Source organism: Fischerella thermalis PCC 7521, from assembly GCF_000317225.1.
GTDB classification, from domain to species: Bacteria; Cyanobacteriota; Cyanobacteriia; order Cyanobacteriales; family Nostocaceae; genus Fischerella; species Fischerella thermalis.
In genome coordinates this window covers 168,821-183,137 of sequence record NZ_AJLL01000089.1, presented here as the reverse complement: position 1 = coordinate 183,137, position 14,317 = coordinate 168,821, and the positions used below count along the sequence as shown (strand labels likewise).

Sequence of the window (14,317 nt, the reverse complement as noted above, 5' to 3'; positions counted from 1 at the left end):
TCAGATGGAGGTGGTGGGGTTTGTGATTTCGGTTTGTCCGTTGTGTTTGGTGTAGTGGAATCAGGAAGCGGTGGTGGAGTGTCTACTTTTTTTTGCTCGTTTGTATTTGTCTGTGTCGATGTATTTTGATTATTGGAGTTACTTTGAGAGTTAGTAGTGTTATTGGTTGGCTGTGTATTACTTTCTTGGTTGGTATTATTTTTTTGTGGTGCTGTGTTTGTTCCGTTTTGTCCTGTTGTTTGAGAGGAATTTGTAGAGGGTTTCGGATCGCTGTTGGGGTTGTTAGAAGAATCTGAGCCACTGGGGCTTAGTTTTACAAAAGATGGATTTTCGATAACTTGTTGACCAGTGATTGGTTGTTGAGAAGTTAGAGCTTCGGCAGTTTCAGCTTGAACTTTTGCGATCGCCGGGTCTGAACTAGGTTGTTCTTGTTTAGGTAAATCCAAGCCCCGCACTATATCGCTAGTTTCATAAAAAGTTCTCAGGTCAAAATCATATAACCCTTGAAATTGACCTTTAACCACAACAAGCATTTGTCCTGCTTTTAGTTCCCGCCTCTGGGAAGCATCTTTATTGAAAACTTCAATCCCACTATTTGTAAGTGCCCCTACAACTGTGGTATCTTTTTTCTGGTCGTAGCGGACAAATAATGCTGAACCACGAATTGCTGCTGCTGCATTTGGTGTGTTTACCCGTGTTTGTCCCTGTCCAGGTGGAATCAATAGCAAAACAGTACCGTTCGACAAGCGAAAATTTCGTGTCTTCGGTAAAAATCTAAATATTGCTTGTTCCCCAACTCGTGCTAAAGAACCATCATTAAAACGCAGTTCTGCTAGGGAGGCTCTACCAGTAGATAACCCATCCCCTGGGATTATGGCATCTGACTTGCGTGCCCTACGCTTAGGTTGATTGTGGGGTATAAGTTGAACCAAATTACGGAGATTTTGGATCACAGCCCTAGTTAAAGGTGTGGCAGCTGTTGCCTGTTGTTCTGGCAAAGGCAACACCGCAGTTCCTAAGCAGCTAACCACCAAGAATGGGATTAATTTACGAAACATTTTTGGAGCCTCGGGTAATTTCACTAATGTCAAAGCAGTGTCAAATTAGGTTTTCATATTAAAACTTTGCTTTTGCGCTTGTTAATTATTCTCTTATAGCAAGATTTTCCTATAACTTTTGTTTAAAAACATTTAAAGTTTAACATATAACAAAGATGCGAATTGACTACTACTAAACTATTTAGTTATTATAAAAAGGTTTTTCTTGCTAATACCACTGGGGGCTTGATTCTAAAATTCTTAGAGAATATAGATTAAGTATAATAATCATTTACAATAACGGAAGTTGTCATAATACAAAAAATCATAGGATTTCATCAATTAACAATTAACAGAGGTTGGTTGTGAGATAGTTTTCATCTTAAGAATTAAACCTTTTCTTCTGAACCTTTAACTTTTACTCCCTGTCAATATTCTTTGACGAAATATAAGGCGGGAACTTCTAAATAAGTTTATAGGTCTAATTTTTAGAAACAGATTTAGTATGCAACTCAATATCTGGAAAAAGTTTTTGGTCAAGTTTTTGTTGGTCTCTAGTGGTGTCAACTGGTATTCTCTCAGTGTTGATGCTGTAGAGACTGCAAATTCAGACTTTAGCAATTTTAGAGACAAACTAGGAGAAAAAACGCTATCTTTGCCGGTTGAGCAGACTCACAATCAACCATATCAGCAGCCACAACCAGAGAGTGTAAATTCAAAATCACCCTTTGCGTGGTCTTTAAATTTGATAAATAGGGTAGATGCCACATTCAATGATGTAGTCCCTGAAAGAGGAGAAAATGTTCCTGTATTTTCGACTTATACTATCTTTTCTACAGGTGAACCAACTAAATTATACTCTCAGACTACACAAAAATTACCTTTTGTACAACCAGAGTCTACACTAAAAAAATGCTCCTGAGCAAATAGAGCAGTCTAATGAACTACCGCAACTAGAAACACAGCCAACATATACTTCCACACCCTCCTCTACAACAACAGGTCAGGGTTTGGAAGCACCAGAGGTAGAAAGAGAGAAAAGACTGCAAAGATTAATACAACGTCTGCAACGAAACAATGTACTATCATCAGAATCAAATTTTGGTTATATTGTTGATCAAGAACTGGGAAAACTGAGACTACGAGAAGTAACACCGACCCCAGAAGAACCACAACTTCCACCGACAGAACAGCCTGCCAATCAGTTTAAACCTGTAGGCTATTTACTGGCTCGTGTGGGCTACTTTTATAGTAGTAACATTTTTTCATCGGGAATTGTTCCTATTGAAGATAGCTTGATATATTCTGGACTAACGCTAGGGTCTGTATCTTTCCCTGTGGGAGAGAAAACTTTTATCAATGGGTCTATTGATGGTTACTTAATTCGTTACTTAGATCAATCAGAATATAACTATAATCAGGTGAGATTCAATCTTAATCTTCAGCAGCGATTTACACCACGAATGTACGGTGAAATTGGTTGGAGTAATCAACAGATTTTTTATGCCAGAGATAGTAATACCTTTGATGCTGGCGATCGCTTTTTGGGTGAGAATGTGGTGCGGCTAGCTTTGGGACGGCGAGACAGATTATCACAAAAGCTAGCACTAGATAGCTTTTACGAATTTCGCCTGAGCCTGACTGACCCACCAGAAGATCGTAACAGAATTATTAATTTCTTTTGGCTTTCTCTTAGTTATTATCTGCAAAGGTCTCTCCAGGCTGGTGTTGATTATCAATTTAGTTTGTCCAATTTCACAGAACGCGATCGCGAAGACTTATATAATCGATTCTTTGGTCACTTAAATTATGGAATATCTAAAAATAGTAATATTAGTGTGCAAGCTGGTGTCACATTAGGCGACTCTACAGAGAATAATGTAGATTTTGACGGTTGGTTTTTTGGTATTAACTATAACTTAGAATTGGGTCGATTCTAAAAAAAGTTGGTTGTTGACAGTTGTTTTTTGTTGGTTCCAAACAACTATCAACCCACAACCACCAACCACTAATAATAACTAATCCAATCACTCCAGCTACCTGCGTAAAGTTTACCTGTGGGAATCCCTGCTAATTCTAAAGAAAGTAAATTTACACAAGCAGTGACGCCAGAACCGCAATAAACTATAATTTCTTCCGCTTGCTCTAATTGTGACCAACGGTGACGTTGTTCTGATGGCGGAAGTACATAACCTCTAGTGTCGGTGACTTCTTGCCAAGGATAGTTGACTGCGCCAGGAATATGACCAGCAATTTTATCGATAGGTTCGCGAATACCAAGGTAGCGATCGCTTTCTCGGGAATCTACTAAAACGACTCCAGGCAAGTCTTTACGACTAATTACCATTTGACGATCCGCTACCATTTGTGTTTGTATTGCGTAAGTAAAATTACCTTTTTGCTCAGGTTGAGGGATAGTATCTGTGACAGGGTAACCAGCTTTTTGCCATTCACTAAAACCACCATTTAGCACCGCCACTGGTTCGTGACCAAGATAACGCAACAACCACCACAATCGAGACGCAAAAGCAAGGCGGGAATCATCGTAAGCTACAACTAAAGTCTTTTGGGATTTTACTCCGATAGTTGATAATTTGTGAGCTAATTCATCAGGATGAGGTAAAGGATGTCTTCCTCCATATTCTGCAACAGGACTAGAAAGATCCTGATTGAGGTCTAGGTAGTAAGCACCTTTGATGTGGCTGGTTTGATACTGCTGTCTTCCCAGTTGTGGTTCAGCAAGAGAAAAGCGACAATCCACTATTACGACTTGTGGATCTTCAAGATGTTCTAGTAACCATTCACAAGAGACGATGATGTTGAACATTGGGGGTTGGGGAGTTGGGGGTGGGGTATGAGGGGTGTGAGGAGTAAGTATTCAAAAACTACTAACCACTAACCACTAACTACTAAAAAACAACAACCAACTACTAACTAAAATTATGTCAGAGTCAGATAATTTTACACCCGAACTGACGGCAGATGGTTCTTTTACCTTCTTTTCCCAAGAGTTTGGTGAGGCTTTTCATAGCCATTATGGGGCCAGGCAAGAGAGTTTTCTTAAGTTTGTTGAACCCACGCAACTGGCATTAAAAGCTAAGTATAAACCGATGTTGCGGTTGTTGGATGTTTGTTATGGATTAGGGTACAACACCGCTGCTGCTTTGCAGACAATTTGGTCTGTTAATCCTAATTGTTATGTGGAAGTAATTGGTTTAGAAATAAATACTGCCGTACCTCAAAGTGCGATCGCTCATCGCCTATTTGAGAATTGGGACTATGAGTATACTAATATACTATCTCAGTTAGCTTATGAGCAAAAAGTACGAACCAACCGTCTACAAGCCACGCTACTCATCGGTGATGCCAGAACCACAGTTCAGGAAGTTTACGGATTAGGTTTTCAAGCTGATGCAATTTTTCTTGATCCTTTTTCACCACCTCAATGCCCACAATTATGGACTGTTGAATTTATTCAACAACTGACTCTGTGTTTACAAAACGATGGCATTTTAGCCACATATTCTTGTGCTGCTGCTGTACGCACAGCACTTTTAACAGCTGGATTACAAATAGGTTCTACCCCTCCAGTAGGTAGGCGATCGCCTGGTACTGTTGCAGCTTATAAAGAGAAAACAGCGACAAGAAAAGTAACAGACACAGAGAGTGCGTCTTTGCGTACGTTTTCTCTCTCCCAAGCAGAAAAAGAACATTTACTGACTCGTGCTGCTATTCCTTATCGTGATCCACAGTTAAAAGACTCTGCCGAAGCCATACTGAAACGGCGACAACTAGAACAACAAGCTTCGTCCCTGGAACCAACATCTCGTTGGCGAAAACGCTGGCATAGAGAGAGTCATTCATTTTGAGATTTTAGACTGTATGAAAATTTGGTAGTAGTTTACCATCAAGATTTTGACAGGTTCATGGGCAATGTAGTTAGTGCTTGTACTCTTAGTGTCTCAGTGTCTTGGTAATTTCAGTGCAGATCTTTTTCACCACGAAGACACTAAGACACCAATTTGGTCGAGTTGTAAGTAGGTCGGTGTTGAAAATTGTCGTTATAAAAAGGCAGGAGGCAGCTATGCTGAAGGGAAGAGCTTTCTGAACAACTTTATTTTCCGTTACATACTACTCTCCCTTGAAGCCATTGTGCGTCTGCGGTTCTTTGCACCGTTTTACTTAAGTTAATAAGCCTCACATTTATTTTTGATAAAAATTTAATAATTATTAGCGACTTGTGTGACTTAAATCACTGACAATCTAAGTAATTTGTCACTGCTAGATAGTGCTAACTGTAGTTTGATAATTTCCATCGACTTGCATAGCTGTCATAAATTATCAATATCAACAGTAATTAAGAGAGCAAATAGCAAGAAAATGAAGTTTAACCAAATTGAAATTCTCAATCCTGGCTATGTTAAGGAATCTCCGTAAAAAACCTGATTTAACATTTGCACGAATTGACCATACTGGAATTACAGACAGTAAATATTGGCGGCGATATTTGATTGTTCTGAAATAGGCTAAAAATCAAAAGATCATACTATCGATGATTATAGGCAAAATGCTTGCTCAGGTGAATTAAGCATGGAAAAATACAGAATTAAATACACTTAAGTACTAAACTAGTTTGGAAGACTAATTTTGTTAATTGACCATTAAAAATTGGAGTGCCTTTGTGATTCAATTGACATCAAAGGTTGGGGGCTCTACCGAAGAAAATTTAGGTAATTTAAACCACTTAAACAATTTTAGTAAGATAGATGCTAACTATGCTTTAGCATTATCAAATGCAGAAAATAATTCATTAGAATTACCTCAGCAAGACCTCAACTTTAAACATACAGGAACTTTGTCCTGTAGGAGCAATCCTTGTGTTAACTTTGGTGACGAAGCTCTGGAAGCCAAGATACAACCAGGCAAAGGATCTAAAGTGAATGGTTTTGATTCGGATGCGCCAAAAATCCTAATTGTAGATGACCACGCAGCTAGCCGCATGACAGCTGTTGCCCTATTGGCAATGGAAGGCTATGAAGTAATTGAAGCAGATAGTGGTTCTACCGCCATTGAATTAGTAACCCAAAAGCAACCGGATTTAATTTTGCTAGATGTGATGATGCCCGGTTTAGATGGGTTTGAAGTATGTCAGTTGCTCAAGCAGGATGAGCATACAAGACTCATACCAATAATTTTTGTCACAGCTTTAAATGATCGGCGATCGCGGATTCGAGGTATAGAAGTCGGCGCAGATGATTTTTTAAGTAAGCCTTTTGACCGTGTAGAATTGGCAGCACGTGTCAAATCTTTGGTGAGACAAAAGCGTTTAAATGAAGATTTAGACCATGCTGAACAAGTTTTATTTTCTATAGCTAGGTCAATTGAAAGCCGCGATCCAAATACTGGTGACCATTGTGAACGGCTAGCAAAACTGGGAAAGGCATTTGGTGAGTACTTAAATCTTTCACGGAATCAAATTCGGGATTTAATGTGGGGTGGTTATCTTCACGATATTGGCAAGGTAGGTATTCCTGACTCTGTCTTACTCAAAAAGGGAAAACTTACCCCCGAAGAATGGAATATTATGAGGCAGCATGTTTTGATTGGTGAAAAAATCTGCCAACCATTACGCAGTATGCAGGGTGTGATTCCCATTATTCGCCACCACCATGAGCGTTGGGATGGATCAGGTTATCCTGATGGACTCATAGGAGAAAATATTCCCTACCTAGCACAGGTCTTTCAAATTATTGATATTTATGATGCCCTAACCAGCGAACGACCTTACAAGCTAGCCTTTTCTCCAGAAGAAGCACTCGCTGTCATGCAAGAAGAAACAGCCAAGGGTTGGCGTAATCCCCAACTAATGCAGCAGTTTGAAGAATTTATTCGTAATTCTAAACAACAGTAGTAGTTGTTGTTTGTTGATTGGACAATCACTAATAACCAACTAATTCTAAGCAATAAAAAATTCCTAAAAACCACCAACTAACAACTACCAACCACCAACCACTAACTTATAAAGTGGTATGATTTGAGCCTGAATCTTAAAGTACCAAGCTTAATCAACGCAATTCACTTGGCTGATAGCTAATTATGGTAGTTGTAGCAATTTTAGCGGCAGGACGTGGGACACGGATGAAATCCAACCTTCCCAAAGTTCTGCATTCTTTGGGTGGTAAGTCACTTGTTGAGAGAGTCATTGAAACTGTCCAACCACTTTCGCCTTCACGACAGATGGTAATTGTGGGGTATCAGGCTGAAGAAGTGAAAGCAGCCATACTTGCAATTCCTGATTTAGAGTTTGTAGAACAGAGTGTGCAGTTAGGAACAGGTCATGCTATTCAGCAATTGCTTCCTTACTTAGAGGGATACAGTGGCGATCTATTGATACTTAACGGTGATGTACCTTTATTACGCACTGAAACTCTGCAAAATCTCTTGCAAATACATCAAGAAAAACAAAATGCGGCTACTATTTTGACTGCGTATCTCAGCAATCCCAAAGGCTATGGACGCGTTTTTTGTGACGCTCACAGTATTGTACAGCAAATCGTAGAAGAAAAAGATTGTACTCCTGCCCAGAGACAAAATTGCTGTATTAATGCAGGGGTGTATTGCTTTCGTTGGCAGGAGTTGGCGAAAGTATTGCCGCACTTACAAGCAAATAATGCCCAAAGAGAATATTATCTTACTGATGCTGTTACCCAAGTTTCCCCTGTAATGGCAGTAAATGTAGAAGATTATCAAGAAATTTTGGGTATCAACGATCGCCTACAGCTAGCTTCTGCTTACGAAATTTTGCAAAGGCGCATCAAGGAAAAATGGATGGTCGCAGGTGTTACTATCATTGACCCTGCTAGCACTACAATTGATGATACTGTAGAGTTACAACCAGATGTAATTATTGAACCACAAACCCATTTACGTGGGAATACGGTAATTAAGACGGGCAGCCGCATCGGACCTGGAAGTTTAATTGAAAATAGTCAGATTGGTGAAAATGTTACTGTCATGTATTCAGTAGTGACAGATAGCATTGTCCAAGTAGGTAGTCGCATAGGCCCTTATGCCCATTTACGTGGACACACAGAAGTTGGTAGTAAATGTCGGGTAGGAAATTTTGTGGAATTGAAAAATACTAAGTTGGGTGAACACACTAATGTTGCCCACCTCTCTTACTTAGGTGATAGCACTACCGGAAAGCAAGTTAATATTGGTGCAGGTACTATTACTGCCAATTACGATGGTGTAAAAAAACACCAAACTAAAATTGGCGATCGCACCAAAACTGGCTCTAACAGCGTTTTAGTTGCCCCCATTACTTTGGGAAATGATGTCTATGTAGCAGCTGGCTCCACAATTACAGAAGATGTCCCTGATGGTTGCTTAGTAATTGCGCGCCAGCGTCAAGTTGTGAAACCAGAGTGGCAACAGAAAGGGACCGGGGAATAGAGAGACGACTTGGCGGACAAGGAGGACTTTCTTCCGCCTCTTTTTTATCTCCCAATGCGCAATCCCTGATTCCCAATCCCTAATTCTCAATGCAGCCAACTTCTGTACCTTCAGGAAGTTCTAGTGTGTCACCTATTTTTTCACCGTCGTGAAAAGCAGCGAGTAAGGCTTGGCTAGTTTTTCCCCAGGCGATCGCACCATTAGCATCAAGTGCGATCGCTCCAAAATCCCGCTTGTTCTCATGCGCCTCTGCAAATGATCGCTTCATGGCTTCTTTGAGAGACATTCCATCCGTGACACGTACCACAATTTTTGCTGCTAGGCATTCATCAATTATGTGTTCTCCAATACCAGTACAACTAACTGCTGCATGTTTATTAGCATAATTACCAGCAGGCATTGCAGAATCACTGACACGCCCAATCCTTTCAAAACCCTTGCCGCCAGTAGAAGTACCCACTGCTATCTGACCTTTAGTATCTAAAGCTACAACTCCAATTGTACCACGACGAGCGCTACTAGTTTCCACTAGTTCTGGCTCTGCTACCACCCCAGCCATTGTTCTTTTAAAGTTTTGCTGGCGTTCTTGAATCCACTCTTGTAAGCGCAAATCAGTTAAAGCATTGTAGCTGGGAATTTGTAATTCTCGCGCCAACTCAGCCGCACCATAATCAGACAGTACCCGGTCTGGAGAACTTTGCAAAGCTTTTGCCAAATCGATGGGATTTTTCACCCGCGAAACATTGATTACACCGCTAAAGCTTTGGGTTGTGCCATCCATCAAAGCTGCGCTCATACGGATTTGACCATCTGATTGCAGCACAGAACCAGTACCCGCATTAAAGCGGGGGTCATCTTCTAACATTTGACACCCGCGCACTACAGCATCTCTAGCAGTGGCACCGGAAAGTAAAAGAGAATACACTTCTTCTATTACTTTATAAAGCGAATGCCGCACTGCCTCTACTCCACCTTTTCCATGTAAAGAACTACCAGCCCCCCCATGAATAATTAACTTAGGTTGCACCTGTATTTTCATCTCCTCTTGATGTGTGTAGTTTGAGCCTAAAAAGTCTTACGATTTATCGTTTTCATCTTGAGCCGTAGAACGACGACGACGGCAGCGTTCCGAACAGTATTTCACTTCATCCCAACAATCTGCCCATTTTTTGCGCCAAGAAAACGGACGCTGACATACCGGACAAATTTTTGTAGGCAAGTCAGATTTAGAACGGCTACGTGCCATATTTCTACTGTGCAGATTAAAGATTGATTCCACTTGAGATGGAAATCAATTATAGCTGTTTGTTACAAACGTAGATGACTTTTAGAATTCTGAATGCGGAATTGGGAATTGCAAATTCATCAATTCTGAAATATTCAGATAAAGCCCTTTGTTCATACCAAGTTGTGTTTAAAAACCTCACCCCATCCTCTCTCCGCGAGCTCGGAGAGGGGTGCCAAAGGCGGGGTGGGGTATATCTATGAATGCAACTCGGTATCAGTAATTAAAAATTTAAAACCCCGATTTTGAACAACCAAATATAAGGAATTATTCGGCCTTGTTTCTGTATACATATATACATAAGAATGGATTGGGGATAGGGAATTGGGAAAAAATTCTCCCTTGTCTCCCGTGTCTTCCTTCCCCTATGCCCTACTGCGGGCTAGCGGTAACAGTAAGCGACTAACGATGCGACCGTCTGGCAATTGATAGAAATGCAATTCTCCACCAAGTTGGAGCATGAGTTTTTGGCAGATAAATAAATGTAAACCGGGTAATTGCTCAAGCCGGGAGGGAGCAAGTATATCTTTTGGTGTATCTTGATGGAGTTCTGTCAGTAATTGTGATTCAATGTCGCCATTATCTGTAATCGATACTTCTAGGAATTGTTCATCTAAGCGACGACACCAAATGTCTATTCTGCCACCAGTTGTGGAACGCTGACAGGCACAAACCAATAACTCATGCAGAATCAATTCTATTTTTACTATGTCACCAGCGATCGCTAACGAAGAGTGAGGCAGAAGCGAATAATTTTTGGATGATTCTTCACCTTCCTGTTGTCCCAAACCATGCACACCCACCCACAGTCTTTGTTGTTTAAGTAAGTTATCGACCCGTTCGAGCGATCGCTTGAGCAAACTAGCGATGGGTACGGTTTCCCAACTCATCTGCAACTGCCATAGTTCCAGTTTTAATAAGGCTGTCATAGAAGCTGTGGTGTTATCTAATTGCCGTAGCAGCTGCTGGTAGCGCATGTGAGTTAGTTCGTTAGTAGGAATACCCAAATCATCCATTTGCACAAGTAACTGCGTCACGGTTCTTTGGATATCTTCTAAACGGCGATGTTTATACCAATTGAGTTGTCTAAGTTCTTCTGTCCGAGATTCTAACATTTGGGTAATTTGCAGCCATCGTCGTGACCAAGCTAGTTGACAAACTAGAGTTTCTGTGGTTAACAAACTATCTTCGGACCATCGACGTTGCCAATGATCAGCTATGACCACCACACCTGTAGGTTGATAATCAGCAGTTGTACGTAATGCCATCACTAAAATTTGACCAACGCCAGCACCAGTCAACCATTTTTTAGTTGCCGGAGGTAAGTCATTAGCTGTTATGGGTAATAATTCATCAGTGAGTAACGCCCATTGAATTAAAGCTTCACTTTGAAGTGGGATTAGCGTATCAGTGACAATCTCAAATTCAGAATTGGCAATAATTCCAGGTATGATTTTTGCCACATTTTCTCCCGGTTGCCAAGATAACAATATCGTCAGTGAACAATTGAGAATAGCAGCGATTTGTTCTAAGGCGGTGCGTTCTAGGTGCTGGATGGGTTGTTTTGGAGAATCTTGGGATTGCTCTAGAATACGAAGACATTGCTGAAAACTTTGCAAAATTTTCTGCTGTTGCTGAGTTTGGCGATGCAATTGCCATTGGCGGATAGTGATACCAATTTGTTGAGCCACAACCTGGACTAATTCTTTTTCTACTGATGTCCAACTACGATGGGTTTCTGTGGCTAAAGCTAACAGTACTTTCGGTTCTTGACCAAAAGCGCAGTTACAAACTATAAGCGATCGCACGCCATTTTCTAATAAATGAGGATGCCAATTAAAAAATCGTAAATCTATCTCCAAATTCTCAATTGCTACCGCTTCTGTAGAACGTAATAAAAGCTGCCAATCTACATCTTTGAGAGCTTCTAAAGAATACATCAAAGGACGAAGATGATGTAGTTGATTTTGATAAAAAATTTGATAATTATTTTGTTCAGGATCGTAATGCAGTAACAAAAACCGAGTTGCTAGCAAGCGCTGTAAAACTTTTGTGGCATAGAGGTCTAAAATTTGTTGAATATCATAATCACTGTAAATACCTCGAGCAATTTGACTAGTTAAGTAGGCATCATTTTGGATTTCTTTGATAGTGCTTTCCGTATCTTCTAGAGGCGCAACAAGAGAAATTAAACTAGCAGCAGTTTTAGTAAAGTTTTTTTCTGCCTCTGTCCAGATACGTGCTTCAGTGCTTTCTACTGTCAAAAAACCTAGTAAGTCCTTTTGCCAGATAATTGGAGCGGCTAACAAACTGCGTACTCCAAAACGTTGCAGCAACTTCACTGTGAAATTACTTTTTAAAGAACTGCGTCCTTCGCCAATCCAGACAATTTCATTGACTGACAAAGCAATATAAAAATCACTCAGTTCGTGTACGGTAATTTTTGCTGTTGTTTCCTGATGGTTTTTTTTGTTACTTAATCGTCGCCAAAAGTAATAGCCTTCCCTGTCAAACCAGTAAATATTTGTACGGGTAGGTAGAATAAATTCTTGGGTTGTTTCTAGGACTGCTTCTAATCTTTGTTCTAGATGATTGAGAGTTTGTAAATTATTTAGTAACCGTAGTAATGGCTCGTCGAGGCGCTTAGTTTGCTTGTGCTGCAAATCCATTTCTCTTTCATAAAGTGCAGCCCCTAATTCGCCTACAACCATCATTAACCTGGCTCTGGCTTCTCCACCCAATAAGTAACCCCAGCGTTCAGAACCGAGTAAAACTAAACCCAAACAGCGGTTTTTATAACAAATAGGAACAACTATTGTTCCCTGGATGTTGAATTGTTGTGCTAACTGTTGCCATGCCTCAATCCGAATTTCTGCCCGTAAATCAGCTACACCCAAGGGGCGCTGTTCAATTACTACTTGCTCTAACAAATCTCCAGGATTAAGAACTACTCTTTGTTGTAAATAACTGGTGTTACCGCTAGGGATAACGCCACCTTGCCCAAACAAAATATGATTGAGGCGATCATAAAGAGCAATCCAAATCAGGCTATATTCAAACTGCTCTTGCAGATAAGAAATTGTGGTTGCAATCAGAGCATCAACATGATCTTCTTCCCTGAGACTTTGCAGAACTCGTCCCAAGGAGATGATTTTTTGTTCGGCGGCTGTAAGTTTTTGTTGCTGCCTCATCTGATTACCGTTAAACGTTGCTTGCTAATATATAAGATGCCCAGATCCAACTTCTAAACAACAAACAAAAAACAACCATAGTTAAAATCAAGCAAATTTGGATATTTATCAAGCTTTAATTCGTCCGTTTTTCTTTGATCTGCTCGATGCAGATCCAGAGTGGTTGCACTATTCAACTATTCGTAGTCTCAGTTGGCTAGCAAACAATAACCATCGCCCTCCTGCTAGCTGGATTGCCAAACGGTTACAAAATTCTTTGTCTGTTACGGATAAACGTTTAGAACAAACGCTGTTTGGGCTACACTTCCCCAACCCCGTAGGCTTGGCGGCTGGATTTGATAAAGATGGGGTTGCTACTAGTATTTGGTCGAATTTCGGTTTTGGTTTTGCAGAAGTAGGAACTGTAACTTTTGTTGCCCAACCTGGTAATCCCCGTCCCCGCTTATTTCGCTTGCCTTTAGACAAAGCAGCTCTCAATCGTATGGGCTTTAATAATAGTGGTGCTGCTGCAATGGCGGCGCGGTTGGCAGCATGTAAACAACAGTTTCCTCCTGCCATACCTATTGGTATAAATTTAGGCAAATCTAAGGTAACACCATTAGAAGCTGCTGCTGAAGATTATCTTAATAGTTTTCGCTTACTTAAAGAATTGGGAGATTACTTTGTAGTAAATGTTTCCTCTCCCAATACACCTGGTTTGCGATCGCTCCAAGATGCAACCATGCTGAGTTCGATCTTGGCAGCATTAAAAACAGAAAATAAATCACAAAAACCTATTTTTGTCAAGATAGCGCCGGATTTAGAATGGGAAGCGATCGCTGACATTATTTCCCTGGCTCAAACCTATCAATTGGCGGGAATTATTGCCACCAATACCACCATTCGTCGTGATGGATTAAAAACACAGGTGATTGCCAAAACAGGCAAATCACCACAAGAAGAAGCGGGTGGAATTAGTGGTATGCCAGTGCGCGATCGCGCTACAGAGATAATTCGGTTTATTTGGCAGCAAACCCAAGGGAAAATACCAATAATCGGCGTTGGTGGTATTTTTACCCCGGAAGACGCCTGGGAGAAAATTACTGCTGGTGCTTGTCTTGTCCAAGTCTATACAGGCTGGATTTATTCTGGCCCATTGATGATACGCGGTATTCTCGAAGGGCTGCTTGCTAAGTTAGAACAAACAGGATTAAATTCCATCTCCCAAGCAGTGGGTTTGGAAGTCATTCGATTTTAGATTTTAGATTTTAGATTTTGGATTTTGGATTGACTCCACAAATTTTTCTGGGGGCTTGTACCATCAAAGAAGTATCGGTAAAAAGTACAAAGTGGGTCAATTATGTTATCAG

11 protein-coding genes are annotated in these 14,317 nt (G+C 40.6%); 6 read left to right on the top strand and 5 right to left on the bottom strand.

Features of this window, described 5'->3' with window-relative positions:
* The coding region (locus tag UYK_RS24380) for a FecR family protein (RefSeq protein WP_016871968.1) at window positions 1–1,058 on the bottom strand (1,058 nt) is incomplete at its 3' end.
* A 484-nt stretch (window positions 1,059–1,542) separates the two neighbouring features.
* Between UYK_RS24380 and UYK_RS27385 the strand changes: the two genes are divergently transcribed.
* Complete coding sequence (locus tag UYK_RS27385) at window positions 1,543–1,959, top strand: hypothetical protein (protein WP_016871967.1); 417 nt, start codon at window positions 1,543–1,545, stop codon at window positions 1,957–1,959.
* Between the two features lie 88 nt (window positions 1,960–2,047).
* Window positions 2,048–2,977 (top strand): porin family protein, encoded by a 930-nt coding sequence (locus UYK_RS27380; protein ID WP_016871966.1) that lies wholly within the window; start codon window positions 2,048–2,050, stop codon window positions 2,975–2,977.
* A 68-nt stretch (window positions 2,978–3,045) separates the two neighbouring features.
* On the opposite strand, the gene UYK_RS0119030 is transcribed toward UYK_RS27380, so the two are convergent.
* Window positions 3,046–3,864 (bottom strand): sulfurtransferase, encoded by an 819-nt coding sequence (locus UYK_RS0119030; RefSeq protein WP_009454056.1) that lies wholly within the window; start codon window positions 3,862–3,864, stop codon window positions 3,046–3,048.
* A 115-nt stretch (window positions 3,865–3,979) separates the two neighbouring features.
* Here UYK_RS0119030 and UYK_RS0119025 point away from each other — a divergent pair, with 115 nt between their 5' ends.
* The 3 genes from UYK_RS0119025 (at window position 3,980) to glmU (ending at window position 8,492) form a co-directional block, all read left to right on the top strand.
* Window positions 3,980–4,906: a tRNA (5-methylaminomethyl-2-thiouridine)(34)-methyltransferase MnmD gene (locus tag UYK_RS0119025; RefSeq protein WP_009454054.1), complete on the top strand. Its 927-nt coding sequence runs from the start codon at window positions 3,980–3,982 to the stop codon at window positions 4,904–4,906.
* An 812-nt stretch (window positions 4,907–5,718) separates the two neighbouring features.
* Window positions 5,719–6,948: a response regulator gene (locus tag UYK_RS0119020; protein ID WP_009454052.1), complete on the top strand. Its 1,230-nt coding sequence runs from the start codon at window positions 5,719–5,721 to the stop codon at window positions 6,946–6,948.
* Between the two features lie 185 nt (window positions 6,949–7,133).
* Complete coding sequence (glmU, locus tag UYK_RS0119015) at window positions 7,134–8,492, top strand: bifunctional UDP-N-acetylglucosamine diphosphorylase/glucosamine-1-phosphate N-acetyltransferase GlmU (protein ID WP_009454050.1); 1,359 nt, start codon at window positions 7,134–7,136, stop codon at window positions 8,490–8,492.
* A 79-nt stretch (window positions 8,493–8,571) separates the two neighbouring features.
* Here the strand turns inward: glmU and UYK_RS0119010 are convergent, their stop codons facing one another.
* The 3 genes from UYK_RS0119010 to UYK_RS0119005 form a co-directional block, all read right to left on the bottom strand.
* Window positions 8,572–9,531: an isoaspartyl peptidase/L-asparaginase gene (locus UYK_RS0119010; protein ID WP_009454049.1), complete on the bottom strand. Its 960-nt coding sequence runs from the start codon at window positions 9,529–9,531 to the stop codon at window positions 8,572–8,574.
* Window positions 9,532–9,567: 36 nt separating this feature from the next.
* Window positions 9,568–9,738 (bottom strand): DUF2256 domain-containing protein, encoded by a 171-nt coding sequence (locus tag UYK_RS25265; protein ID WP_009454048.1) that lies wholly within the window; start codon window positions 9,736–9,738, stop codon window positions 9,568–9,570.
* A gap of 404 nt (window positions 9,739–10,142) precedes the next feature.
* Window positions 10,143–12,968 (bottom strand): sensor histidine kinase, encoded by a 2,826-nt coding sequence (locus UYK_RS0119005; protein WP_009454047.1) that lies wholly within the window; start codon window positions 12,966–12,968, stop codon window positions 10,143–10,145.
* 97 nt (window positions 12,969–13,065) lie between these two features.
* Here UYK_RS0119005 and UYK_RS0119000 point away from each other — a divergent pair, with 97 nt between their 5' ends.
* On the top strand, window positions 13,066–14,205 hold the full coding sequence (locus tag UYK_RS0119000; protein WP_009454045.1) for a quinone-dependent dihydroorotate dehydrogenase: 1,140 nt from the start codon (window positions 13,066–13,068) through the stop codon (window positions 14,203–14,205).
* Window positions 14,206–14,317 lie beyond the last annotated feature (112 nt).